At 73.3% G+C, this 22,227-nt stretch carries 20 protein-coding genes and 1 pseudogene; 13 read left to right on the forward strand and 8 right to left on the reverse strand.

Going from position 1 to position 22,227, the window contains the following annotated elements; all coding sequences use genetic code 11:
• Nucleotides 1–21: 21 nt before the first annotated feature.
• The 6 genes and pseudogenes from meaB to ACFCZ1_RS05870 all read right to left on the reverse strand — a co-directional run bounded on the left by meaB (nucleotide 22) and on the right by ACFCZ1_RS05870 (nucleotide 6,172).
• On the reverse strand, nucleotides 22–1,002 hold the full coding sequence (gene meaB / locus ACFCZ1_RS05845) for a methylmalonyl Co-A mutase-associated GTPase MeaB (RefSeq protein ID WP_376677126.1): 981 nt from the start codon (nucleotides 1,000–1,002) through the stop codon (nucleotides 22–24).
• 10 nt (nucleotides 1,003–1,012) lie between these two features.
• Nucleotides 1,013–3,196 carry a methylmalonyl-CoA mutase gene (scpA, locus tag ACFCZ1_RS05850; RefSeq protein ID WP_376677127.1) on the reverse strand — a complete coding sequence of 728 codons (2,184 nt, stop codon included), beginning with the start codon at nucleotides 3,194–3,196 and terminating at the stop codon, nucleotides 1,013–1,015.
• The gene (locus tag ACFCZ1_RS05855; RefSeq protein ID WP_376677128.1) at nucleotides 3,193–5,058 is read right to left on the reverse strand and encodes a methylmalonyl-CoA mutase family protein; all 1,866 of its coding nucleotides are present in this window, start codon (nucleotides 5,056–5,058) and stop codon (nucleotides 3,193–3,195) included. The genes scpA and ACFCZ1_RS05855 overlap by 4 nt, the downstream gene beginning before the upstream one ends.
• Nucleotides 5,059–5,119: 61 nt before the next feature.
• Nucleotides 5,120–5,311, reverse strand: coding sequence for a hypothetical protein (locus ACFCZ1_RS05860; RefSeq protein WP_376677129.1), 192 nt, complete (start codon nucleotides 5,309–5,311; stop codon nucleotides 5,120–5,122).
• A 98-nt stretch (nucleotides 5,312–5,409) separates the two neighbouring features.
• Nucleotides 5,410–5,733 (reverse strand): annotated as a pseudogene (locus ACFCZ1_RS05865) (monooxygenase); the annotation flags it as partial.
• A 160-nt stretch (nucleotides 5,734–5,893) separates the two neighbouring features.
• A complete protein-coding gene (locus ACFCZ1_RS05870; RefSeq protein WP_376677130.1) occupies nucleotides 5,894–6,172 on the reverse strand; it encodes a hypothetical protein in 279 nt (92 codons plus the stop codon).
• A 524-nt stretch (nucleotides 6,173–6,696) separates the two neighbouring features.
• Between ACFCZ1_RS05870 and ACFCZ1_RS05875 the strand changes: the two genes are divergently transcribed.
• From ACFCZ1_RS05875 to ACFCZ1_RS05900, 6 genes are all read left to right on the forward strand, one after another.
• Nucleotides 6,697–7,626, forward strand: a complete 930-nt coding sequence (locus ACFCZ1_RS05875; RefSeq protein ID WP_376677131.1) for a TauD/TfdA dioxygenase family protein — start codon at nucleotides 6,697–6,699, stop codon at nucleotides 7,624–7,626.
• Between the two features lie 35 nt (nucleotides 7,627–7,661).
• Nucleotides 7,662–8,219: an NADPH-dependent FMN reductase gene (gene ssuE, locus ACFCZ1_RS05880; RefSeq protein WP_376677132.1), complete on the forward strand. Its 558-nt coding sequence runs from the start codon at nucleotides 7,662–7,664 to the stop codon at nucleotides 8,217–8,219.
• Between the two features lie 42 nt (nucleotides 8,220–8,261).
• Nucleotides 8,262–9,296, forward strand: coding sequence for an ABC transporter substrate-binding protein (locus ACFCZ1_RS05885; RefSeq protein WP_376677133.1), 1,035 nt, complete (start codon nucleotides 8,262–8,264; stop codon nucleotides 9,294–9,296).
• 6 nt (nucleotides 9,297–9,302) lie between these two features.
• The gene (locus ACFCZ1_RS05890) at nucleotides 9,303–10,139 is read left to right on the forward strand and encodes an ABC transporter ATP-binding protein (RefSeq protein WP_376677134.1); all 837 of its coding nucleotides are present in this window, start codon (nucleotides 9,303–9,305) and stop codon (nucleotides 10,137–10,139) included.
• Nucleotides 10,136–11,272, forward strand: a complete 1,137-nt coding sequence (locus ACFCZ1_RS05895) for an ABC transporter permease (protein ID WP_376677135.1) — start codon at nucleotides 10,136–10,138, stop codon at nucleotides 11,270–11,272. The genes ACFCZ1_RS05890 and ACFCZ1_RS05895 overlap by 4 nt, the downstream gene beginning before the upstream one ends.
• An 83-nt stretch (nucleotides 11,273–11,355) precedes the next feature.
• Nucleotides 11,356–12,696 carry an LLM class flavin-dependent oxidoreductase gene (locus ACFCZ1_RS05900; protein WP_376677136.1) on the forward strand — a complete coding sequence of 447 codons (1,341 nt, stop codon included), beginning with the start codon at nucleotides 11,356–11,358 and terminating at the stop codon, nucleotides 12,694–12,696.
• A 36-nt stretch (nucleotides 12,697–12,732) separates the two neighbouring features.
• Here ACFCZ1_RS05900 and ACFCZ1_RS05905 read toward each other — a convergent pair whose 3' ends face one another.
• On the reverse strand, nucleotides 12,733–13,503 hold the full coding sequence (locus tag ACFCZ1_RS05905; protein ID WP_376677393.1) for a DUF2470 domain-containing protein: 771 nt from the start codon (nucleotides 13,501–13,503) through the stop codon (nucleotides 12,733–12,735).
• A 159-nt stretch (nucleotides 13,504–13,662) separates the two neighbouring features.
• Between ACFCZ1_RS05905 and ACFCZ1_RS05910 the strand changes: the two genes are divergently transcribed.
• The 4 genes from ACFCZ1_RS05910 to ACFCZ1_RS05925 all read left to right on the forward strand — a co-directional run bounded on the left by ACFCZ1_RS05910 (nucleotide 13,663) and on the right by ACFCZ1_RS05925 (nucleotide 16,411).
• Nucleotides 13,663–14,058: a cell division protein SepF gene (locus ACFCZ1_RS05910; RefSeq protein ID WP_214941072.1), complete on the forward strand. Its 396-nt coding sequence runs from the start codon at nucleotides 13,663–13,665 to the stop codon at nucleotides 14,056–14,058.
• A gap of 67 nt (nucleotides 14,059–14,125) precedes the next feature.
• Entirely contained in the window at nucleotides 14,126–15,394 is a 1,269-nt protein-coding gene (locus tag ACFCZ1_RS05915) for an ATP-binding protein (RefSeq protein ID WP_376677137.1), read from the forward strand.
• The gene (locus ACFCZ1_RS05920; protein ID WP_376677138.1) at nucleotides 15,391–15,801 is read left to right on the forward strand and encodes a nucleotide pyrophosphohydrolase; all 411 of its coding nucleotides are present in this window, start codon (nucleotides 15,391–15,393) and stop codon (nucleotides 15,799–15,801) included. The genes ACFCZ1_RS05915 and ACFCZ1_RS05920 overlap by 4 nt, the downstream gene beginning before the upstream one ends.
• 124 nt (nucleotides 15,802–15,925) lie before the next feature.
• A complete protein-coding gene (locus ACFCZ1_RS05925) occupies nucleotides 15,926–16,411 on the forward strand; it encodes a DUF6099 family protein (protein WP_376677139.1) in 486 nt (161 codons plus the stop codon).
• 49 nt (nucleotides 16,412–16,460) lie between these two features.
• Here the strand turns inward: ACFCZ1_RS05925 and ACFCZ1_RS05930 are convergent, their stop codons facing one another.
• Nucleotides 16,461–16,718, reverse strand: coding sequence for a hypothetical protein (locus ACFCZ1_RS05930; protein WP_376677140.1), 258 nt, complete (start codon nucleotides 16,716–16,718; stop codon nucleotides 16,461–16,463).
• 361 nt (nucleotides 16,719–17,079) lie between these two features.
• On the opposite strand from ACFCZ1_RS05930, the gene mmuM reads away from it, so the two are divergent.
• The 3 genes from mmuM to ACFCZ1_RS05945 are packed head-to-tail and all read left to right on the forward strand — an operon-like array spanning nucleotide 17,080 to nucleotide 22,063.
• Nucleotides 17,080–17,955 carry a homocysteine S-methyltransferase gene (gene mmuM, locus ACFCZ1_RS05935; RefSeq protein WP_376677141.1) on the forward strand — a complete coding sequence of 292 codons (876 nt, stop codon included), beginning with the start codon at nucleotides 17,080–17,082 and terminating at the stop codon, nucleotides 17,953–17,955.
• A gap of 38 nt (nucleotides 17,956–17,993) precedes the next feature.
• Nucleotides 17,994–19,517: a 3' terminal RNA ribose 2'-O-methyltransferase Hen1 gene (locus ACFCZ1_RS05940; protein WP_376677142.1), complete on the forward strand. Its 1,524-nt coding sequence runs from the start codon at nucleotides 17,994–17,996 to the stop codon at nucleotides 19,515–19,517.
• Entirely contained in the window at nucleotides 19,514–22,063 is a 2,550-nt protein-coding gene (locus tag ACFCZ1_RS05945; protein WP_376677143.1) for a polynucleotide kinase-phosphatase, read from the forward strand. Before ACFCZ1_RS05940 ends, ACFCZ1_RS05945 begins: the two co-directional genes overlap by 4 nt.
• The last annotated feature ends 164 nt before the right edge of the window (nucleotides 22,064–22,227 follow it).

The following is a 22,227-nucleotide window of genomic DNA, read 5'->3' on the forward strand; positions in this document are numbered from 1 at the left end:
CCACCGGGCGCCGTCCCGCCGTCAGTTCCCGAACGCCGACAGGATGCGGTCCGCCGCCGAGGTCGGGGTGACCGAGCCCGCCCGGACCGCCGCCTCCAGCTCCGGCGCGAGCTCCCGTACCGCCGGATCCGAACGCAGCCGTTCCAGCAGCTCCTCGCGGACCATCGACCAGGTCCACTCCACCTGCTGCGCCGCCCGCTTCGCCGTCAGCCGGCCGCCCGCCTCCAGCAGGGTGCGGTGCTGTTCGAGGCGGTTCCACACCTCGTCCAGGCCCGCCGACTCGCGGGCGCTGCACGTCAGGACCGGCGGGGTCCACGCCGCGTCGGCCGGGTGCATCAGCCGCAGCGCGCCCGACAGTTCGCGGGCGGCCGCCTTCGCGTCCCGCTCGTGCGGGCCGTCCGCCTTGTTGACCGCCAGGACGTCCGCCAGCTCCAGGACGCCCTTCTTGATGCCCTGCAGCTGGTCGCCCGTCCGGGCCAGGGAGAGCAGCAGGAAGGAGTCGACCATCCCCGCCACCGTGGTCTCCGACTGGCCCACGCCGACCGTCTCGACGAGGACGACGCCGTAGCCCGCCGCCTCCATCACGATCATCGACTCGCGGGTGGCCTTGGCGACCCCGCCCAGCGTCCCCGCCGAGGGTGAAGGCCGCACGAAGGCCGCCGGGTCGACCGACAGCCGCTCCATCCGCGTCTTGTCGCCGAGGATGGAGCCGCCCGTGCGCTTCGACGACGGGTCGACCGCGAGGACCGCGACCTTGTGGCCCAGGCCGGTCAGCATCGTGCCGAACGCGTCGATGAAGGTGGACTTGCCCACCCCCGGCACCCCGCTGATGCCGATCCGCCGGGCCCGGCCCGAGTGCGGCAGCAGTTCCGTCAACAGCCCCTGCGCCAGCACCCGGTGAGCGGGCAGGGTGGACTCGACGAGCGTGATCGCGCGCGCGATGAACGCGCGCTTCCCGTCGAGCACCCCCTTCGCGTAGGCCTCGATGTCGATCTTCGGCACCGGCGCCCGCCTACAGCTCGTGGCCCAGGTCCGCGGCGAGCCGCGTCACCAGGTCGTGGGCGGCGTCCGGGATCACCGTTCCGGGCGGGAACACCGCCGTGGCGCCCATCTCCAGCAGCGTGGGGACATCGGCCGGCGGGATGACCCCGCCCACGACGATCATGATGTCCTCGCGGCCCTCCTCCGCCAACTGCTCGCGCAGCGCCGGTACGAGGGTCAGGTGGCCGGCCGCCAGCGACGAGACGCCCACCACGTGGACGTCCGCCTCGACGGCCTGGCGGGCCACCTCCGCCGGGGTCTGGAACAGCGGGCCGACGTCCACGTCGAAGCCCAGGTCGGCGAAGGCGGTCGCGATCACCTTCTGGCCGCGGTCGTGGCCGTCCTGGCCCATCTTGGCGACGAGGATGCGAGGACGGCGGCCCTCGGCCTCCTCGAACCGGTCGACCAGGGCGCGGGTGCGCTCCACGGAGGGGGACTCGCCTGCTTCGGTGCGGTACACACCCGAGATCGTACGGATCTGGCTCGCGTGCCGCCCGTACACCTTCTCCAGTGCGTCCGAGATCTCACCCACCGTCGCCTTGGCGCGCGCCGCGTCCACCGCCAGGGCCAGCAGGTTGCCGTCGCCGCGCTCCGCGGCGTTCGTCAGCGCCCGCAGGGTGTCCTGCGTGACCGCCTCGTCGCGCTCTTCGCGCAGCCGCCGCAGCTTGGCGATCTGCTGGGAGCGCACCGAGGAGTTGTCGACCTTCAGGACGTCGATCGCCTCGTCGTTCTCCACGCGGTACTTGTTGACGCCGATCACCGGCTGCCGGCCCGAGTCGATCCGTGCCTGCGTACGCGCCGCGGCCTCCTCCACGCGCAGCTTCGGGATGCCCGCGTCGATGGCCTGCGCCATGCCGCCGGCCGCCTCGACCTCCTCGATGTGCTGCCAGGCGCGCCGGGCCAGGTCGTACGTGAGCTTCTCGACGTACGCGCTGCCGCCCCAGGGGTCGATCGACCGGCAGGTCCCCGACTCCTGCTGGAGCAGCAGCTGGGTGTTGCGGGCGATGCGCGCCGAGAAGTCCGTCGGCAGCGCGAGCGCCTCGTCGAGGGCGTTGGTGTGCAGCGACTGGGTGTGTCCCTGGGTCGCCGCCATCGCCTCGATGCACGTACGCGTGACGTTGTTGAAGACGTCCTGCGCGGTCAGCGACCAGCCCGAGGTCTGCGAATGGGTGCGCAGCGACAGCGACTTGGCGTTCTGCGGGTCGAACTGCTTGACCAGGCGCGCCCACAGCAGGCGCGCGGCGCGCAGCTTCGCGACCTCCATGAAGAAGTTCATGCCGATCGCCCAGAAGAAGGACAGTCGCGGCGCGAACGCGTCCACGTTCAGCCCGACGGCCTGGCCGGCGCGCAGGTACTCCACGCCGTCGGCGAGGGTGTAGGCCAGCTCCAGGTCGGCCGTCGCCCCCGCTTCCTGGATGTGGTAGCCGGAGATGGAGATCGAGTTGTACCGCGGCATCTTCTGCGAGGTGAAGGAGAAGATGTCGGAGATGATCCGCATCGAGGGTTTCGGCGGATAGATGTAGGTGTTGCGGACCATGAACTCCTTGAGGATGTCGTTCTGGATGGTCCCGGCGAGCTTGTCGGCGGAGACGCCCTGCTCCTCCGCCGCCACGATGTACAGGGCGAGGACGGGCAGCACCGCGCCGTTCATCGTCATCGACACCGACATCTTGTCCAGCGGGATCCCGTCGAACAGCTGCCGCATGTCGTAGATCGAGTCGATGGCCACGCCGGCCATGCCGACGTCGCCGGTCACGCGCGGGTGGTCGCTGTCGTAGCCGCGGTGCGTCGGCAGGTCGAAGGCGACCGACAGGCCCTTCTGGCCGGCGGCCAGGTTGCGCCGGTAGAAGGCGTTCGACTCCTCGGCCGTGGAGAAGCCGGCGTACTGGCGGATCGTCCAGGGCTGGTTGACGTACATCGTCGGGTACGGGCCGCGCAGGTACGGGGCCACGCCCGGGTACGTCTGAAGGAAGTCCAGGCCCTCCAGGTCCCGTCCCGTGTACAGCGGCTTGACGCCGATGCCCTCGGGGGTCTCCCACAGCAGGTCGGAGGCCGCGGTGCCGGCGGACTCCTTCACCGCGGAGCGCCACTGGTCCTCGGATGCTCCGGCGGAGGAGGAGCCGAGCGCCAGCTCGGAGAAATCGGGGATGCTCAAGACGGCACTCCCATCCGGTCGAGTACGGAGGACAGCACGGCGACGGCGTCACAGCCGGCGAAGACGTACTCGTCCACGGAAGCCCCTGCGGTACCCGGCTTGCCCGCGAGGAACACGGTCGTGGCGCCCGCGGCGCGCAGCGCCCCGGCCACCGCCCCGGCCTGCTCCTCGTACAGCGCGTCGCTGGAGCACAGCACGGCCATGCCGTCGGCGCCGCTCGCCGCGTACGCCTCGGCGGCCGTCTCCGGGTCCACGGACACCGGGTCGTGCACCGGTTCGATGCCGCCCGCCTGGAACAGGTTGGAGGCGAAGGTGGCCCGCGCGGTGTGCGCGGCCGCCGGGCCCAGCGCGGCCAGGAAGATCCTGGGCCGGGCGCCGGTCGCCGCCAGGTGGGCGTCGCTGCGGGCGCGCAGTACCTCGTACGCCTCGTCGCGCCGTACGCGGGGGAGCCCCCCGGTGGGCGCGGGCGGCGCGCTCTCCCGTACGACCGGCTTCTCCGACAGCAGCGGGAACTCGCTGACGCCGGTGATCGGTTCGCGGCGCTTGGCCAGCTTCTTCGAGCGCTCGGCCCAGGTGGCGGCGAGCCGTTCGGCGACCAGACCGGAGCGCAGGGCGGCGGCCTGGCCGCCGGCCTTCTCCAGGGTCTGGAAGAACGCCCAGGCCGCGTGGGCGAGTTCGTCGGTGAGCCGCTCGACGTAGTACGAGCCGCCGGCCGGGTCGATGACGCGGGCCAGGTGTGACTCCTCCAGCAGGATCGTGGAGGTGTTGCGGGCGATCCGGCGCGCGAAGGCGTCCGGCAGGCCGAGCTCGTTGTCGAAGGGGAGCACGGTGACCGAGTCCGCGCCGCCCACACCCGCGGCCATGCAGGCCACGGTGGTGCGCAGCATGTTCACCCACGGGTCGCGGCGCGTCATCATCACCGGCGAGGTCACCGCGTGCTGGAGCTGGGCACCCGCCTCCGGGGCCCCCGAGGCCCCGGCGACACGGGCCCACAGGCGGCGCGCGGCGCGCAGCTTGGCGATCGTGAGGAACTGGTCGGCGGTGGCCGCGTAGCGGAACTCCAGCTGGCCGAGGGCCGCCGCGGTGCTCAGGCCGGCCCCGGTGAGGGCGCGCAGGTAGGCGACGCCGGTGGCCAGGGACAGGCCCAGCTCCTCGGCGGCGCTGCCGCCGGCCTCGTGGTACGGCAGGGCGTCCACGGTCAGGGCGCGCACCCCGGGGTAACCGGAGGAGGCCTCCCGGGCCAGGGACACGGCGTCGGCCATGTCCAGCGCTTCGCCCGTGCGGGCCTCGTGGCCCAGGGGGTCGGCGCCGAGGCTCGCCCGAACCTCCGTCGGGCCGGTCCCGCGATCGGCGCACAGGGCGAGGAACGCCCGCGCGGCCTGAGCGTAATCGGCTCCGGCGTCCAGGGACACCGGGGCGAGATCCAGGTAGACCCCGTCCAGTGCCCGGGCGAGGCCGTCGACGGGGATGCCGCTGCGGCCGACGGTCAGCCAGAGCGAGGTGACCCCGTTCTCCAGGTCGGCGAGGACCGCCTCGTTCAGGCGTGCCGGGTCGGTGCCCGCGAGGCGCTGGCGCACGTCCCAGCCGTTCGCGGTGGTGCCTTCCGGCCTGCCGCCCCGTACAAAGGGGGCGAAGCCGGGGAAACCGGTGTCGGGAGCCGTCCCGTCGGGCGGCGCGGTGTACAGCGGGCGGGTGGTGAGCCCGTCCTCGAGTGGGGTGGACAACGCTTCTTCAGCGGCCTCGCCGGAGGCTTCCTTGCCCGACTTGCGCAGTACGCCCTCTACAAGGCGCTGCCACTGCTCATGCGTCGCGTCAGGGAACTCGGCGGCCAGGGAGAGCCCGTCGTCAGGCAGGACCGTCATGGCTCGAATGTAGGGGAGGGCGCTCAGGTGGCACCATACCGACGGGTGTGATCTCGCACTCTCACAGCGTGCCGAGCGGATCCTGGACAGCCCGGCTGAGCAGCACCGTTGTCGCCGCCTGAGGGAGTAGGGCCGGGCCCGTGTGCGGTACCACGATCCGCGCGGGTTCGCTGCGGACGTGCGGCATCTCCTCCGCGGCGCCCCGGATCTCCTCCGGACGCCCCTCGTGCGGAACGCTCGACAGCTCCGTCACGACCATGATCGCGGGATTGAAGACATCCGACAGAAGGGCCGCCGCGCGGCCCACGGCGCGGGCGCGCTCGCGCAGCAGCCGGCCGACCCGCGCAGCCGTCCCTGTCCCAGCAGGTCGCGCAGCGGCACGGTCGACCCGTCGGGCGCAGTCACCGGTACGTTCGCTGCCGGGCCACCGGGGATTCCCTGCTCACCGACGGCCACCTGGGGCGGGGGCCGCTGGGTGCGGCGCCGGCGTACGCCCCGCCGGTGGCCGTACGCGAGGTCCCGACGGCCACGGAACCCGGCGGCCCGGTGGGCGGATCGCGAGGCGCCGGGCAGGTAGGTGCGAAGGCCGCCGCCGGCGCGAAGTACCGGCATCGCCTGGTCGGCCGCGCGCAGCCGGGCGGCGACCGCGGTGCGCCGCTCGCCCTCGCAGCTGTCGCCGGTGGCGAACGGGTCCGGCACGATGCCGCGGCGGACCGCCTCGGCGCCCGGCGCGGTGTCGGAGACGGTCGCCCGCAGGCAGCCGGCACGTCCGCACGGCACGCACGGCACGCGCGGCACGCGCGGCGGGCCCGCGGCCGGGGCGGCGGCAGGCGGGTCACGTCGCCGGCGGCCGGGCCCGGGCCCTGCGCACGGTTCCACCGGTGCCGAAGGCGGCGTCGACGACGTTGTCGATGAACGGGTGCACCGGGTTGCGGCGGGCCTCCGGGCAGCCGAACAGGATCACGGCCCGGGCGACGGCCCGGGTCTTTCGGGCCCGCGCGACGGCTCGGGCGTGGTTGCCGGTCGGCACCGGGTCCGGGGCGGAGCCCCGGGTCTTCGAGGACCGCCGCGATCCGATCCGGGTGGGCGCGTGGCGGGCGCGTTGCGGGGCCATGAAATCCGGCCACGGTTTTCGGCCGTCGGGGACCGGGCGGCGTACCCCTCACGGAACCACGAAAAGCCAGCTCGCAGGCGGTGTACGGGCCCTGTGCGACGGGCCCGGTGGCGGTCGGCACCAGGGTTGACCGGCGACGGGCCCGCTGACACGCTCCGGGCCATGTCCGCGAACGAACTCCTCGTCCCGCGGCTCCACACCACCGGCCCGTGTACCGCGCCGGGTGAGTGTCCGGGCCGCTGTCCGGCCCCGCGCCGCGCCTGAGCCCGGCCGCTCCGAAACACCCGGCCCCGGCGGTCCACGGCCCCGGCGGTCCACCGCACCGGCGACATGGACCGCCCCGTCGGTCCACGGCACGCCCCGGCGGTCAGGCCCCCCGGTAAGTCCGTAGCCGCCCACCGCCCGGGCGGTCGGCCCGTGCGGTAGGCAATTCCGCCTCACCCGCGTCCCCGCACGGCCTCCTGCCCGCCGGGCTGCCCGTACCCCTGTTCCTTCCGTTGCGGAAACAACCCCAGGGAGTTCCCATGTCCACTGCGCTCACCTCCGCCACCGTCACGAAGGTCGGCGGCCGCATCGGCGCCGAGATCGGCGGCGTACGGCTCGGCGGCGACCTGCCCGCCGCCACCGTCGCCGAGATCCGCGCCACGCTCCTCGCCCACAAGGTCGTCTTCTTCCGCGGCCAGGACCACCTCGACGAGGCCGGCCACGAGGCCTTCGCCCAGCTGCTCGGCGCGCCCGTCGCGCACCCCACCGTCCCCTCGGCCGACGGCCGTTACGCCCTCGGCGTCGACTCCCACCACGGCGCCCGCGCCAACCAGTGGCACACCGACGTCACCTTCGCCCCCGCCTACCCGGCCTTCTCCGTCCTCCGGGCCGTCACCATCCCCCCGTACGGCGGCAACACCCTGTGGGCCAACACCGCCACCGCCTACAGCACCCTTCCCGCACCGCTCCGCGCGCTCGCCGACAGCCTCCGCGCCGTCCACTCCAACGAGTACGACTACGCCGCCCTCCGGCCCGACGCCCTGCCCGAGGCGCTGGCCCAGTACCGCGAGGTCTTCACCTCCACCACGTTCCTCACCGAGCACCCGGTGGTCCGCGTCCACCCCGAGACCGGGGAACGCACCCTGCTCCTCGGCAACTTCGTCCAGCGCATCAGCGGCCTCACCGGCCGCGACTCCCGTGTCCTGCAGGACCTGTTCCAGTCCCACATCGAGAGCCCCGAGAACACCGTCCGCTGGCAGTGGCGGGCCGGTGACGTCGCCATCTGGGACAACCGCGCCACCCAGCACTACGGCGTGGACGACTCCGACGACCACGAGCGCACCCTGCGCCGCGTCACCGTCGACGGCGACATCCCGGTCGGCCCCGACGGCGAGCCCTCCCGGCTGATCAGCCCCGAGGCCGTCCCGGACCCCGCCTTCGGCATCGCCTCCGGCGCCTCCACCACCTGACCGTCCCGCTCCCGTACGGCATCCAAGGAGCCCCCGTGCCCCAGCTGCTCGCCCTCACCGGCAGTCCGTCCCTCCACTCCCGTACCGAGGTCGTCGCCGACCACGTGCTGCGCCGCCTCGCCCACTCGGGGTTCGAGACCGCGCACCTCGCCGTCCGCGACCTCCCCGCCGCCGACCTGCTCTCCGCCCGGCGCGGCGAGCCGGAGATCCGCCGGGCACTCGAAGCCGTCGCCGAGGCGGACGGGATCGTCATCGCGACCCCGGTCTACAAGGCCTCGTACACCGGTCTGCTCAAGGCCTTCCTCGATCTGCTGCCGCAGGACGGCCTGGCCGGCAAAACGGTTCTGCCGCTGGTCACCGGCGGCAGCCTCGCCCACGTCCTGACCATCGACTACGCCCTGCGCCCCGTGCTCGCCGCCCTCGGCGCCCGGCACGTCACCGCCGGCCGGTTCGTCCTCGACTCCTCCGTCGAGCGCGGTTCCGGCCCCGACCGGCTGCGGCCCGAGGCGGAACTCGATCTCTTCCAGGCCGTCGACGAGTTCGCCGACGCCCTGCGCGCCGCACACCGCACCGCGCTCACCGCCGCCCCGTAACGCCCCGCCACCACGCGACCTCCGCACCGACAAGGACCCGCCATGCCCGCAGCCTTCACCTCGACCTCCACCTCCCGGCGCCAGTTCCTGACCCTGCTCGGCATCTCGGCGGCCGCGGTGAGCTGTGGCACGGCCACCGCCGGCGGCTCCGGCTCCGGCTCGCAGATCAAGACCCTGAAGTACCAGGGAGCGGTCGGCGCGGTCACCCTCCCCGAACTCGCCGCCGATCTCGGCTACTTCGAGGACGTGACGCTCGAATGGGTCGGCAACACCATCAGCGGCCCGCAGGACATCCAGTCCGCGGCCACCGGCCAGACCCACTTCGGCAGCGCTTTCAACGGCGCGGTCATCAAGCTCGCCGCCGGCAACGCCCCGATCAAGGCCGTCATCTCCTCCTACGGCTCCGACCAGTACTCCTACGGCGGCTACTTCGTCCTGGAGGACAGCCCGATCCGCTCCGCCCGGGACCTGATCGGAAAGAAGGTCGGTATGAACACCCTGGGCGCCCACTACCAGGCCCTTCTCGACCTCTACCTGAGCCGCAACGGCCTGTCCAAGGCGGACGCGGCCGGGGTCGAGGCCCTGGTGGTGCCGCCCGTCAACACCGAGCAGGCGCTGCGCCAGAAGCAGATCGAGGTCGGCGTGCTCACCGGGATCCTCCGCGACAAGGCCCTCGCGAACGGCGGCATCCGTCCGCTGTTCACCGATGTCGAGCTGCTCGGGCCCTTCAGCGCCGGCACCTACATCATGACCGAGCGCTTCATCAAGCAGAACCCGGACACCGTACGGACCTTCACGACCGGTGTGGCCAAGGCCATCGAATGGTCCCGTGCCACCCCGCGCGAGGAGGCCGTCGCGCGCATGACGGAGATCGTCAGGAAGCGCGGGCGGGGCGAGGACACCGCCGCCCTGCAGTACTGGCGCTCGTTCGGGATCGCCGAGACGGGCGGCCGGATACCGGACCAGTCCTTCCAGCTCTGGATCGACTGGCTCGGCGAGCGCGGCGAGATCAAGAAGGGCCAGGTCAAGCCGTCCGACCTCTACACCAACGAGTTCAACGGCTACGGAAAGGACTGACCGGACATGGCGAAGATCGTGTTCGAGGGAGTGGGCAAGACCTTCCCGGCCAAGAACAAGGGCCGGGACAAGGGCCCGGACAAGGGGGAGTTCACCGCCCTCGACGGAATCGACCTGGAGATCGGGGCAGGGGAGTTCGTGGTCGTCGTCGGCCCCAGCGGCTGCGGCAAATCGACCCTCCTGGACCTGCTCGGCGGACTGTCCCGGCCGACGGCGGGGCGGATCCTGCTCGACGGCGAGCCCGTCACCGGCCCCGGCCTGGACCGGGGCACCGTCTTCCAGCAGTACGCGCTGCTCCCGTGGCGCACGGCGCTGGGCAATGTCGCATTCGGCCTGGAGGCCACCGGCGTACCGAGGCGTCAACGAACGGACCGGGCCAGGGAGTTCCTGGACATCGTCGGGCTCGCCGGTTTCGAGGACCGGCACCCCCACGAACTCTCCGGCGGCATGCGCCAGCGCGTGGCGATCGCCCGCGCGCTGGCCTACGACCCGGACGTGCTGCTGATGGACGAGCCGTTCGCCGCGCTCGACGCGCAGACCCGCGAGTCCCTGCAGGACGAGCTGCGCCGCATCTGGCAGCGCACGGGCAAGACCGTCGTCTTCATCACCCACGGCATCGAGGAAGCCGTCTACCTCGGCCAGAAGGTGGCCGTCATGACCTCCCGTCCGGGACGGATCAAGGAGGTCGTCCCCGTCACCCTCGGCGAGCGCGGCCCCGGCCTGCAGGGCGAGGACCTGCGCTCCAGCCCGGAGTTCGCCCGCTACCGCCACGAGATCTGGACCCTGCTCCACGACGAAGTGGCCCGCGCTCAGCAACTGGAGAAGGAGGAGGCCACCGTATGACCACCGACACCACCCCCGCCGCCGCCGCCGCCGCCGCGACCGCCCTGGCCGGCCAGGAGGAGGACGCCCGCGGCCCGGCCGCTCCGGAGGCGGTAGGGGTCTTCCCCGCCGCCGCAGCGGCAAGGGCGTCCGCACGCCCGGCGGCTCCCGCCTCCGCAGCCGCGGTACGGGACTCCGCGCCACCCGCCCCCACCAGCACCGGCCAAGGCCCGACCCCGCCATCGACCAAGGTTCCGACCCTGCCCGAGGCCCCTGCCCAGGCGAAGGCTCCGGCCCCGGCTCCGGCCCTGGCGAAGGCCCCGGCCCTGGCTCCGGCCCTGGCCCCGGCTCCGGCCAAGGCCCCGGCCCCCGCCCGGCAGCCCGCCAGGGCACTGGTGCGGTGGCTGCGCGCCGCCGCACTGCGGTCGGCGGCCGTCCTCGCCCTGCTCGCCGTCTGGGAGACGGCGCCCAGGCTCGGCCTGGTCGACGCCACCTTCCTGCCACCGGTCAGCCAGGTCGCCGTGGCCTGGTGGGAACTCCTGGGCAACGGCCAGCTCGGCACGCACGCCTCGGCCAGCCTCGTCCGTTCCTTCGGCGGCTTCGGGATCGCCGTCGCCGTCGCCGTCCCGCTCGGTCTGCTCATCGGCTGGTACCGGCCGCTCGCCGCGCTGCTCGGTCCGCTGCTGGAGGTGTTCCGCAACACCGCCGCGCTCGCCCTGTTGCCGGTCTTCGTGCTCCTGCTCGGCATCGGGGAGACGTCGAAGGTCTCGATCGTCGTCTACGCCTGCGTGTGGCCGATCCTGCTGAACACCATCAGCGCGGTCGGGAACGCCGACCCCACCCTCGTCAGGCTCGCCCGCTCGATGGACCTGTCGACGCTCAGGCTCTTCCAGAAGGTGATCCTGCCGTCCTCGGTCCCGGCCGTCTTCACCGGCATCCGCCTCGCCGGAGCCGTCTCCATCCTCGTCCTCGTGGCCGCCGAGATGATCGGCGCGAAGGCGGGCCTCGGCTACCTGATCAACGCCTCGCAGTTCAACTTCGCGATCCCGCAGATGTACGCGGGCATCGTCACCATCTCCGCCATCGGCGTGGCCTTCAACCAGCTGCTCGTCGCGGTCGAACGCCGCCTCAGCGTCTGGCGCGTCCCCGCCTGACCGGTGCGGTTCCCGCTCAGGCCCCGGCTCCGGCCAGGCCCCGGCCCGTCCCCGGCCCCCGACTCCGAACACAAGGAACAGCCATGACCGCACCCCGGACCCTGCACCTCAACGCCTTCCTCATGAACGCCGGACACCACGACGCCGCCTGGCGCCATCCGGACAGCACCCCCGAACGCGTCACCGACCTGCGGTACTTCCAGGAACTGGCCCGCACCGCCGAGCGCGGACGGCTCGACTCCATCTTCTTCGCCGACGGGGTCGCCCTCTGGGGCAAGGCCCGCTACAACGCCGTCGGCGGGTTCGAGCCGCTCACCCTGCTCTCCGCGATCGCCGCCGTCACCGAGCACATCGGGCTGATCGCCACCGTCTCCACCACCTTCAACGAGCCCTTCCACACGGCCCGGAAGTTCGCCTCCCTCGACCACATCAGCGGCGGCCGCGCCGGCTGGAACATCGTCACCTCCGGCAGCGTCGACGAGGCCCGCAACTTCAACCGGGACGAGCACCTGGAGCACGGCCTGCGCTACGACCGGGCCCGGGAGTTCCTCGACGTCGCCACGAAGCTCTGGGACAGCTGGGAGGACGACGCGATCGTCCTCGACAAGGAGCGCGGCATCTACGCCGACACCGACAAGCTCCACCCGGCCGCGCACCGCGGCGAGCACTTCGGCGTGGCCGGACCGCTCAACGTGCCGCGCTCCCCGCAGGGCCACCCGCTCCTGGTGCAGGCCGGATCCTCCGAGGACGGCAAGGAGTTCGCCGCCCAGTACGCGGAGGCCGTCTTCACCGCCCAGCAGACCCTCGCCGACGGCCAGACCTTCTACAAGGACCTCAAGTCCCGTCTGGCGAAGTACGGCCGTGCCGAGAGCGACCTGCTCGTCCTGCCCGGCATCGCACCCGTCATCGGCTCCACCGAGGCCGAGGCCAAGGCCCTGGAGCAGCAGCTCACCGACCTCCAGGTGCCGGAGTACGGCCTCGCCCAGCTCTCCCACATGCTCGGCGTCGACCTCACCGGCCACCCCCTCGACGGCACACTGCCCGATCTCCCGGAGGAGCGGGACATCAACGGCAACAAGAGCCGGTTCACCCTCGTCGCCGAACTGGCGCGCCGCGAAGCCCTCACCCTGCGCGAGCTGATCGCCCGCCTCGGCGCCGGCCGCGGCCACCGGGTCTTCGCCGGCACCCCCGAGCAGATCGCCGACCAGCTGGAGGAGTGGTTCACCCGAGGAGCGGCCGACGGCTTCAACATCATGGCGCCCGTCCTGCCCACCGGCCTGACCGACTTCGTCGACCACGTCGTGCCGGTCCTCCAGCGGCGCGGGCTCTTCCGCACCGAGTACAGCGGCCGCACGCTGCGCGAGAACTACGGCCTGCCGCGCCCCGCCAACCGGTACGCCCGTACGCGACCCGCCACCTCGTGAGCGGGCACGGCGGCCCGCTGTTCCCGGCGGCCGGGCTCAGGCGGGCAGGGTGCTGCGGTGCGAGCGCCGCTTGGCGGCGCTGAAGAGGGCCCGGATCTGGGCGCCCGACTGGTCCACGTCGTCGAGCGGCGAGGGGAAGGGCAGCCGTACGTCGCGGTGGCCGCGCCGTTCCTCCAGCCGCAGGGTGATCCCGTACCGGTCCATCGCGGCCGGCAGCACGCGGACCAGGGCGGCGGTGGGCAGCGGCTGGACCAGGCGCAGCAGCAGGGTGACCAGGTCGGAGTGGTCGTCGAAGAGGTGCGTGAGCATGCCCGCCTCGTACGGGGCCAGCGGGTCGGGGCGGGCGGCGTCCAGCTCGTGGAGTCCGATGTACGAGAAGCCGTCCGCCGTTTCCAGGACGGCCTGGCCGAACTTCACGCAGGTGGAACCGGCGCTCGCGCCCGGGCCGCCCGGGCCGCCCGGGCCGCCCGGGCCGCCCGGGCCGCCCGGGCCGTCCCGCTCGTCGGAGTAAGGGGTGAGCAGGCGGCCCAGGACGGTCACCCGGGCACGCACCCGGTCGCGTACGGGGGTGGGGGCGACGTCGGTGAACTCCAGCCGGACCGCGGGCCGGAGTCCGGCGTCGCCGCCGGGCTCGGCGGGGTGCAGGTGCAGCCGGCCCATCGGGTCCGTGCCGTCGAGGTGGCGGACCTCGGTGCGCAGTCCGTCGGTGACCACGGTCATGGAGTGGGCTGCGGCCAGGATCGACCGGACCCGCTCGGCATCGGTGGGACGGTCGGCCGGGCGGGCGGGGGCACCGGACATGCGCATCTGGTTCCTCTCCATCGTCGCGAGGTAGTTAGGTATGCCTAACCTAACCTACTGCGTTCGCGGGGAGTGGCCGGGGTGGTTCGTGTCGGTGTTGGGCTGAACGGGTGAAACACGAGAGGATGGGGGGATGCACAAGAAGCGCGCGGCCGAGGCGGCCCGGTGAGCAGGTACGACGTCACCGACGAACAGTGGGAGGGGCTCGCGCAGGTGGTCCCCCTGCGCAGTCGCAACGAATGGCCCTCCCGGGTGGACCACCGCACCATCCCCACGACGCCCGGGGCGTCGGCGGCGGAGCAGCGGCGCTTCGTGGTGATCCGGGTTCAGATCTTCGCGGACGCGCGGGAGGTGGCGGAGTATCTGATCGCGCAGATCCCGGTACTGCTCGACCTCACCGGCGCGGACAGCGAAGTGGCCAAGCGGATCCTGGACTTCAGCAGTGGTGTCGTCTTCGGGCTCGGCAGCGGGATGCACCGGGTCGACCGGAACGTCTTCCTGCTGGCACCCGTCGGGACCGAGGTCGAGGGGATCGCGGCCGCCGCCGTCCCCCGATCGTAGGAAGGTCGCCGCGACGGAACGGTTCGCCGGGACCCCGGGGGGTCCGGCGGCCCGTACCGTCCCGCGCATGGACGCCTCCCTGGACGCGCCGACGGGCCTCGCCCCCGCCGCAGTCGCGTTAGCCGACGCCGCCAACGACCCCGATGTTGCCGGGGTCCCCGCCACTCCCGCCGTTGCGGCCACTCCCGCCGTTCCCGCGCAGGCGGGCCGCGCCCAGCCGCGGCCCGTCGTGACCGCACTGCGGCTCTCCGCCTTCGGGCCGCACCGCGGCGCGGCCTTCCGGCTCGGGCCCGTCACCCTCTTCGCCGGGCCGAGCGGCAGTGGCAAGTCCCAGGCGCTGGCCGCGTACGAGGCCCTCGCCGCGCTGGGTTCCGGGGCCACCCTGGAGGAGGCCTTCCCCGATCCCGGTGCCCGGATCCCCGATCTGGCCGTCCCCGACGCCGAGCGGCGGCGCGGCTTCCGCCTCGGGTGCACGGTCGACGGCCCCGTCGGTCCGGTCCGGCTCGACCTCGCCGTGCAGGCCGAGCCCACCGTGCGCATCGTCGGCGAACGGCTTTCGCAGGACGGGCGGATCCTGCTGGCCACCGCCCTGCGCGACCCCGGCCGGCGCTCCGTACAGGCCGCCTGGCTGACCGGCGGCGCCGTCGGTGTCACCCGGGCCCCGCTGCCCGACGACCGGCTCGGCACCGCCCTGCTCCCGCTCCGCGTGGCCGGTGCCACGGCCGGCCAGCGCCAGGTCCTGGCCTCCGCCGAGCAGGTCGTGGTGGCCCTGCGCTCGGTGTTCCCCTGCGACCCCCGCCCCGAGCGGATGCGCGCCCCCGTCCCGCCGGGGGAGGGCAGGCTGCTGGGCGACTGCGCCAACCTGGCCGACGTACTGCGCCGGACCCGCCACGAATGCGGCACCCGGCACGCGCTGCTCGCCGAGGCGGCCCGCACCGGTTGCGCGGGAGAGGTCGCCGGGCTCGACGTACGGGCCCCCGCGGACGGCCCCGTCACGGCGGTGCTCGACCGCGGCCCCGCCCGGCCCGCCACCGAGCTGGCCCGGCTGGGCGCGGGGGAATTGCGATTCCTCGCACTGGCGCTGGTCCTGCTGACCGGGCCCGGGGTGCTCGCGATGGACCCGGCCGCCGAACTGCTGTCCGCGCGGCAGGCGCTGACGGTGCTGGCCGACGGTTTCGACCGGGGCCTGGACCGGGCCCAGAGCGCCGAACTGCTGCGGCTGGCCCTGCTGGCCTGCGGGCGCGGCCACATCCGGCTGGCGGCGGCGGTGGGGGAGGAGACCGCGGCGGCCGCCCGCCGCCTTCCCGGGGTCACGGTGGTAGACCTGACCCCATGAACGACACGGATGACACGGGCGGCGGTCGCGGCGGGGCCGAGACCCCGGATGCTCCCGGTGACAGGCTGGACCGACTCCGGCGCAGGCTCGTCGACTTCGCGGCGGCGCGCGGCTGGGAGCCCTACCACACGCCCAAGAACCTGGCGGTGGCGTTGAGCGTGGAGGCCTCGGAACTGGTCGAGATCTTCCAGTGGCTGACGCCGGAACAGTCGGCGAAGGTCATGGAGAAGCCGGAAACCGCCCACCGCGTGGCCGACGAGGTGGCTGACGTGCTCGCGTACCTGCTGCAGTTCTGTGAGGTCCTCGGGGTGGATGTGCTGGATGCGCTCGCCGCGAAGATCGAGAGGAACGAGCTCCGCTTCCCGGTGCCGGGCGGTACGACCCCACATCGTCACTCTTCGGAGTGATGGACTCCATCACAATCACATTTGTGTCCACATTTTCCGAATACCCCTGGCTTTACTGGCCCATTGCCCTCACTCTGGGTAGTGGTGAGGAATGGTGGGATGTCGTGCGGACGGGGGACGGCATATGGATGCGGTACGGCTCATCGCGGCCGGCCGGCACGCGCTGGCACAGAGTGGGGCTGCGTGGGACATCGTGGGCGAGGCCTGGCAGGCCCAGGCGCTCACGCAGGGCGTAGGAGGATATCTGGCGGTCACCGGGCCGCCGGAGATGAGAGCGGAGGCACGGGGACTGGGGGAAGCGGGAAGCAGAGGCTGCGGGGTGATCGACCGGGCGGCCCTGCGCGGCGAGGTCAGCACACCCGACCATCCGCCGCGGGCCGCGCAGTTGACGCAGGTGTCGGATGTCCGCCAAGCGCTGCTCGGACTCCAGGCGCTGCTGGGCGAAGTGGGCATAGCGCTGGTCGGCGTCGCCTGCGCGACGGATGACGAGGCCCTGTACTGGCAGTGCATAGAGTCGATCGACGCGGCTGACGAGTCGAGCGACCGGGTGCGGGCGCTCCTGCGCCGCATGGCGGTTCGCGAGCGGGGGTCCGCGTCGGGAGTGGCCTGAGCGGGGAGAAACGAGTGGGGTCCCGCCGTGCGTGACGGGACCCGCACGGTCAGTGCGACCGGTCGGAGGGGCGCTCGCTCTCGGGGGCGCGGCTGCCGGGGGTGCGGTCCGTGGAGGACTGGAGGTCGGCGTCGAGCTGCGAGAGGTCGGCGTTCAGGGCCGCCATCAGCTCTTCCATCTGCTGCAGCGGGCCGTTCGGCGCGCCGTCCTGGGCGGGCGCGGTGGGGTCCTGGCGTGCATCGTCGTGTGCAGCCTGCCCGGTCCGTCCGTTCTGTCGGCGGGTCTCCGGTACGGCCTCGTGGGACATGGCGGCCTCCTCGGCCCTCGCCCTTCCGCAGCGGAAGGGGGCGGTGGACGCACCGGCGAAAGGCCGTCGGCGCGCGGGCCGGGCGGTCCGGCTCCGTCCGGGCAAACGATCCCCGTCCGGGCCGGTCACTGACCGGGCAGGGGGCGGACACGACCGGTTGACGCGATTCACCTTGCAGGGGCGGTGCGGGTGGGAAGAAGGGCAGGATGGAGGCGTGGACCGGGTGGGGACACACGGGCCACTACGGGGACGCAGGCCGCTCCGGTGACGACCCTGAAGTCTTCCGCCCCGACATCGAGCGGATGCTCGAATACGCCCAAGGCCCCCTGAGAGGTCGCGTAGGGCAAGGAAAGGCAAGGCCATGCCACGTGCGTCCGGCCCGCTCGCCGAAGTCCTGGCCCGCCGGACCGTGTTTCTGGACGGCGGGCTGAGCAACCAGCTCGCCGCCCAGGGCTGCGACCTGTCCGGCGGCCTCTGGACGGGCCGGGTGCTCGCCGAGCGGCCCGACCAGGTCGAGGCCGCCCACACGGCGTACGCGCGGGCCGGTGCCGAGGTGCTGATCACCGCGAGCTACCAGATCGGCCCCGGCCACCCCCGGGCCACCGACCTGCTCCGCCGCAGCGTGGACCTCGCCGCCCGAGCCGCCGGAGCCGCCGACCACGAGGTGTGGGTGGCCGCCTCCGTCGGCCCGTACGGAGCGGTCCTCGCGGACGGCTCCGAATACCGCGGCCGGTACGGCCTGAGCGTGCGCGAGCTCGCCGCCTTCCACCGCCCCCGCGTCGAGGCCCTGCTCGCCGCGGGCCCCGACGTCCTCGCCCTGGAAACCCTCCCCGACCCGGCCGAGGCCGAAGCCCTGATCACGGTCCTCGCGGAGACGGACGCCGAGGCCTGGCTGAGCTACACCGTCGCCGGCGGCCGGACCCGCTCCGGGGATTCCCTCCGCGAGGCCTTCGCCCTCGCGGCCGCGGCGCCGCAGGTCATCGCGGTCGGCGTCAACTGCTGCGACCCGGCGGAGGTCCTGCCCGCCCTCGAAGCGGCGGCCGCCACCACCGGCAAGCCGCTCCTGGCCTACCCCAACGACGGCTCGGTCTGGGACGCAGCCACCCGCACCTGGCAGTCCCCCCGGACTCCCGTCCCCTGGCCCACCGGCGCCTGGTACCGCGCGGGCGCCCGCCTCATCGGCGGCTGCTGCCGCATCGGCCCCGACCGGATCGCGGATCTGGCCGCCGGAAAATAGGGCGCATCCAGGGCGCGTGACCAGCAACAATCGGCCGTGTGTTCCTGACGATCTCCACCACCGGCTCCCCCGAACGACCCGCCACCGACCTGGGCTTCCTCCTGCACAAGCATCCCGGGAAGGCGCAGGCGTTCTCCACCTCCCACGGCACCGCCCACGTGTTCTACCCCGAGGCCGCGGCCGAGCGTTGCACGGCGGCCCTGCTCCTGGAGGTGGATCCCGTCGCGCTCGTGCGGCGCGGCCAGGGCAAGGGCCGGGGCGGGGCGCCCGACGCCGCGCTCGCGCAGTACGTCAACGACCGCCCGTACGCGGCGTCCTCGCTGCTCGCCGTCGCGCTCAGCGGGGTGTTCCGCAGCGCGCTGGGGGGCAAGTGCGCCGCCCGGCCGGAGCTCCCCGAGCAGGCCCGGCCGCTGCGCGTCGAGATCCCGGCGCTGCCCGCGCGCGGCGGGCCGGAGCTCGTGCACCGGCTGTTCGACCCGCTCGGGTGGGACCTCGTACGGGCCGAGCCCGTACCGCTCGACGAGCGGTTCCCCGAGTGGGGGGACTCCCGCTACGTGCGGCTCGTGCTGGAGGGCGAGCTGAAGCTCGCCGACGCCCTGCGCCAGCTGTACGTCCTGCTGCCCGTGCTCGACGACGCCAAGCACTACTGGATCGCCCCCGACGAGGTCGACAAGCTGCTGCGCGCCGGAGACGGCTGGCTCGCCGCCCACCCCGAGAACGGACTGATCAGCTCGCGCTACCTCGCCCGCCACAAGCGGCTGACCCAGGACGCCCTGGAGCGGCTGGAACTGGTCCGCCTCGCCGAGGCCGACGGCAGCGAGGTCGAGGAGCTCGACAACGCCGTGGACGAGAACCGTGACACGGAGGAGCGCCCCGTGCCGCTCGCCGTGCACCGGCGCGACGCGATCCTCGCCGCCCTGCGCGCCGCCGGAGCCGCCCGCGTCCTCGACCTCGGCTGCGGGCAGGGGCAGTTGGTCCAGGCGCTGCTGGGGGACCCGGCGTACACCGAGATCGTCGGCATGGACGTGTCCGTGCGAGCCCTGAACCTGGCGGCCAAACGGCTGCGGCTGGAGCGGATGGGGGAGCGGCAGAGCACGCGCGTCCGGCTGCTGCAGGGCTCGCTCGCCTACACCGACAAGCGGCTCGCCGGCTACGACGCCGCCGTGCTCAGCGAGGTCATCGAGCACCTCGACCCGGAGCGGCTGCCCGCGCTGGAGTACGCGGTGTTCGGCTCGGCCCGCCCCCGCACGGTCCTCGTCACGACCCCGAACGTCGAGTACAACGTCCGCTGGGAGTCCCTGCCCGCCGGGCACGCCCGCCACGGCGACCACCGCTTCGAATGGACCCGCGCGGAGTTCCGCGCCTGGGCCGGCGAGGTCGCGCGGCGCCACGGGTACGCGGTCGAGTTCGTTCCCGTCGGGGACGACGACCCCGAGGTCGGACCGCCCACCCAGATGGCCGTCTTCACCACCGCCGACCACCCCGACCACAGCGACCACCCAAAGCCCAGCGACCACCCCGACCGCACCGGCCACACCCCGAAGGAGGGCGAGGCAGCATGACCGGCACCGAGACCCACCGCGTGCTTCCCGTCACCGACCTGTCCCTCGTCGTCCTGATCGGGGCCACCGGATCGGGCAAGTCCACCTTCGCCCGCAAGCACTTCAAGCCCACCGAGGTGATCTCCTCCGACTACTGCCGGGGCCTGGTCAGCGACGACGAGAACGACCAGGGCGCGAGCCGGGACGCCTTCGACGTCCTGCACTACATCGCCGGCAAGCGCCTCGCGGCCGGACGCCTCACCGTCGTCGACGCCACCAGCGTCCAGGCCGACGCCCGCCGGCAACTGGTCCAGCTCGCCCGCGCGCACGACGTGCTGCCCATCGCCGTCGTCCTCGACATGCCGGAGGAGGTGTGCGCCGAGCGCAACGCCGCCCGACCCGACCGGTCCGGCCTGCCCCGCGCCGTCATCCAGCGCCACCGCCGGGACCTGCGGCGCTCGCTGCGCGGCCTGGAGCGCGAGGGTTTCCGCAAGGTGCACGTGCTGCGCACGCTCGAGGAGGCCGAGACGGCGGAGGTGGTCCTGGAGAAGCGGTTCAACGACCTCACCCACCTCACCGGCCCCTTCGACATCGTGGGTGACATCCACGGCTGCGCCTCCGAGCTGGAGACCCTGCTCGCCACACTCGGCTACGAGGACGGCGTGCACCCCGAAGGGCGCACCGCGGTCTTCGTCGGCGACCTCGTCGACCGGGGGCCGGACAGTCCCGGCGTGCTGCGGCGCGTCATGGGCATGGTCAAGTCCGGCAACGCCCTGTGCGTGCCCGGGAACCACGAGAACAAGCTCGGCCGTTATCTGAAGGGCTCCAAGGTCCAGCAGACCCACGGACTGGCCGAGACCATCGAGCAGCTGTCCCACGAGCCGGAGGAGTTCGTCGAGGAGGTGCGGCAGTTCATCCGCGGCCTCGTCAGCCACTACGTCCTCGACGGCGGCAAGCTCGTGGTCTGCCACGCCGGCCTGCCCGAGAAGTACCACGGCCGCACCTCCGGCCGGGTCCGCTCGCACGCCCTGTACGGGGACACCACCGGCGAGACGGACGAGTTCGGCCTGCCCGTGCGCTACCCGTGGGCCGAGGACTACCGCGGCAAGGCCGTCGTGGTCTACGGCCACACCCCGGTCCCGAACACCGCCTGGATCAACAACACCATCTGCCTCGACACCGGCGCCGTCTTCGGCGGGAAGATGACCGCACTGCGCTGGCCCGAGCGCGAACTGGTCGACGTGCCGGCCGAGAAGGTCTGGTACGAGCCCACGCGTCCGCTCGCCGCGGAGGCGCCGGGCGGCCATGACGGGCGCCCGCTCGACCTGGCCGACGTGCACGGGCGCCGGATCGTCGAGACCCGGCACCTGGGCAACGTCAACGTGCGCGAGGAGAACGCGGCCGCGGCCCTGGAGGTCATGAGCCGCTTCGCGGTCGACCCGCGGCTCGTCCCGTACCTGCCGCCCACCATGGCGCCGACCGCCACCTCGCGGGAGGACGGCTACCTGGAGCACCCGGCCGAGGCCTTCGCCCAGTACCGCAAGGACGGCATCGCCCAGGTGGTGTGCGAGGAGAAGCACATGGGCTCCCGGGCCACCGTCCTGGTCTGCAAGGACGCCGGTGCGGCACGCGAGCGCTTCGGCGTGGAGGGCCCGACCGGGTCCGTCTACACCCGCACCGGGCGGCCCTTCTTCAAGGACCCCGAGGTCACCGAGGAGATCCTCACCCGGCTCCGCTCGGCCGTCACCGACGCCGGACTCTGGGAGGAGCTCGGCACGGACTGGCTGCTGCTCGACGGCGAACTGCTGCCCTGGTCCCTGAAGTCGGCCGGCCTGCTGCGCAATCAGTACGCGGCCGTGGGCGCGGCCTCGGGCGCCGTCTTCCCGGACGCGATCGCCGCCCTGGAGGCGGCCGCCGCCCGGGGCGTCGACACCGGCGGGCTGCTGGCGCGCCAGCGCGGCCGGGCAGACGACGCGGCCGCCTTCACCGACGCCTACCGGCGCTACTGCTGGACCACCGACGGGCTGGAAGGCGTACGTTTCGCGCCGTTCCAGCTGCTGGCGGCGGCCGGGCGGTCGCTGGCCGCGGTGCCCCACGACGAGCAGCTGTTCTGGCTGGACCGCCTCGTCGCCGCCGACGGGGCGGCGGGCACCGGGCTGCTGCGCCGCACCGCCCGGATCCTGGTGGACACCGCGGACGAGGAGTCCGTACGGGCGGGCACCGACTGGTGGCTGGAGCTGACGGCGGCGGGCGGTGAGGGCATGGTCGTCAAGCCGCTCCAGGCGTACGCACGCGACGGGAAGGGCCGCCTGGTCCAGCCCGGGGTCAAGGTGCGCGGGCGCGAGTACCTGCGGATCATCTACGGTCCGGAGTACACGCGCCCCGACCACCTGGAGCGGCTGCGCGAGCGGTTCCTCGGCCACAAGCGCTCGCTCGCCCTGCGCGAGTACGCGCTCGGGCTGGAGGCGCTGGACCGGCTGGCGGCCCAGGAGCCGCTGTGGCGGGTGCACGAGGCCGTCTTCGCGGTGCTCGCGCTGGAGTCGGAGCCGGTCGACCCCCGGCTGTGAGATCCCCCGGGCGTGCACGGTGCACGGCACCGTGCCGTGCACCGTGCCGTGAAACGCGGGCGTAAAGCCGGTACCCCCGTACGGCCTCGAATTAGGTCGTATGGGGGAACTTTCGCGGAGAACTCCGGGAAACCCGCCGGCGGGATCGTTCATCCAGGGCAGCG

Origin of the sequence: Streptomyces sp. NPDC056224 (assembly GCF_042267665.1) — a bacterium.
GTDB lineage: Bacteria > Actinomycetota > Actinomycetes > Streptomycetales > Streptomycetaceae > Streptomyces.

Excerpts from the sequence above, each read along its gene's own strand:
- ACFCZ1_RS05855 (WP_376677128.1), bottom strand. The coding sequence starts at position 5,058 with ATGACGGTCCTGCCTGACGACGGGCTCTCCCTGGCCGCCGAGTTCCCT.
- ACFCZ1_RS05870 (WP_376677130.1), bottom strand. The coding sequence starts at position 6,172 with ATGGCCCCGCAACGCGCCCGCCACGCGCCCACCCGGATCGGATCGCGG.
- ACFCZ1_RS05875 (WP_376677131.1), top strand. The coding sequence starts at position 6,697 with ATGTCCACTGCGCTCACCTCCGCCACCGTCACGAAGGTCGGCGGCCGC.
- ACFCZ1_RS05885 (WP_376677133.1), top strand. The coding sequence starts at position 8,262 with ATGCCCGCAGCCTTCACCTCGACCTCCACCTCCCGGCGCCAGTTCCTG.
- ACFCZ1_RS05890 (WP_376677134.1), top strand. The coding sequence starts at position 9,303 with ATGGCGAAGATCGTGTTCGAGGGAGTGGGCAAGACCTTCCCGGCCAAG.
- ACFCZ1_RS05895 (WP_376677135.1), top strand. The coding sequence starts at position 10,136 with ATGACCACCGACACCACCCCCGCCGCCGCCGCCGCCGCCGCGACCGCC.
- ACFCZ1_RS05900 (WP_376677136.1), top strand. The coding sequence starts at position 11,356 with ATGACCGCACCCCGGACCCTGCACCTCAACGCCTTCCTCATGAACGCC.
- ACFCZ1_RS05905 (WP_376677393.1), bottom strand. The coding sequence starts at position 13,503 with ATGCGCATGTCCGGTGCCCCCGCCCGCCCGGCCGACCGTCCCACCGAT.
- ACFCZ1_RS05915 (WP_376677137.1), top strand. The coding sequence starts at position 14,126 with ATGGACGCCTCCCTGGACGCGCCGACGGGCCTCGCCCCCGCCGCAGTC.
- ACFCZ1_RS05920 (WP_376677138.1), top strand. The coding sequence starts at position 15,391 with ATGAACGACACGGATGACACGGGCGGCGGTCGCGGCGGGGCCGAGACC.
- ACFCZ1_RS05925 (WP_376677139.1), top strand. The coding sequence starts at position 15,926 with ATGGATGCGGTACGGCTCATCGCGGCCGGCCGGCACGCGCTGGCACAG.
- ACFCZ1_RS05930 (WP_376677140.1), bottom strand. The coding sequence starts at position 16,718 with ATGTCCCACGAGGCCGTACCGGAGACCCGCCGACAGAACGGACGGACC.
- mmuM (WP_376677141.1), top strand. The coding sequence starts at position 17,080 with ATGCCACGTGCGTCCGGCCCGCTCGCCGAAGTCCTGGCCCGCCGGACC.
- ACFCZ1_RS05945 (WP_376677143.1), top strand. The coding sequence starts at position 19,514 with ATGACCGGCACCGAGACCCACCGCGTGCTTCCCGTCACCGACCTGTCC.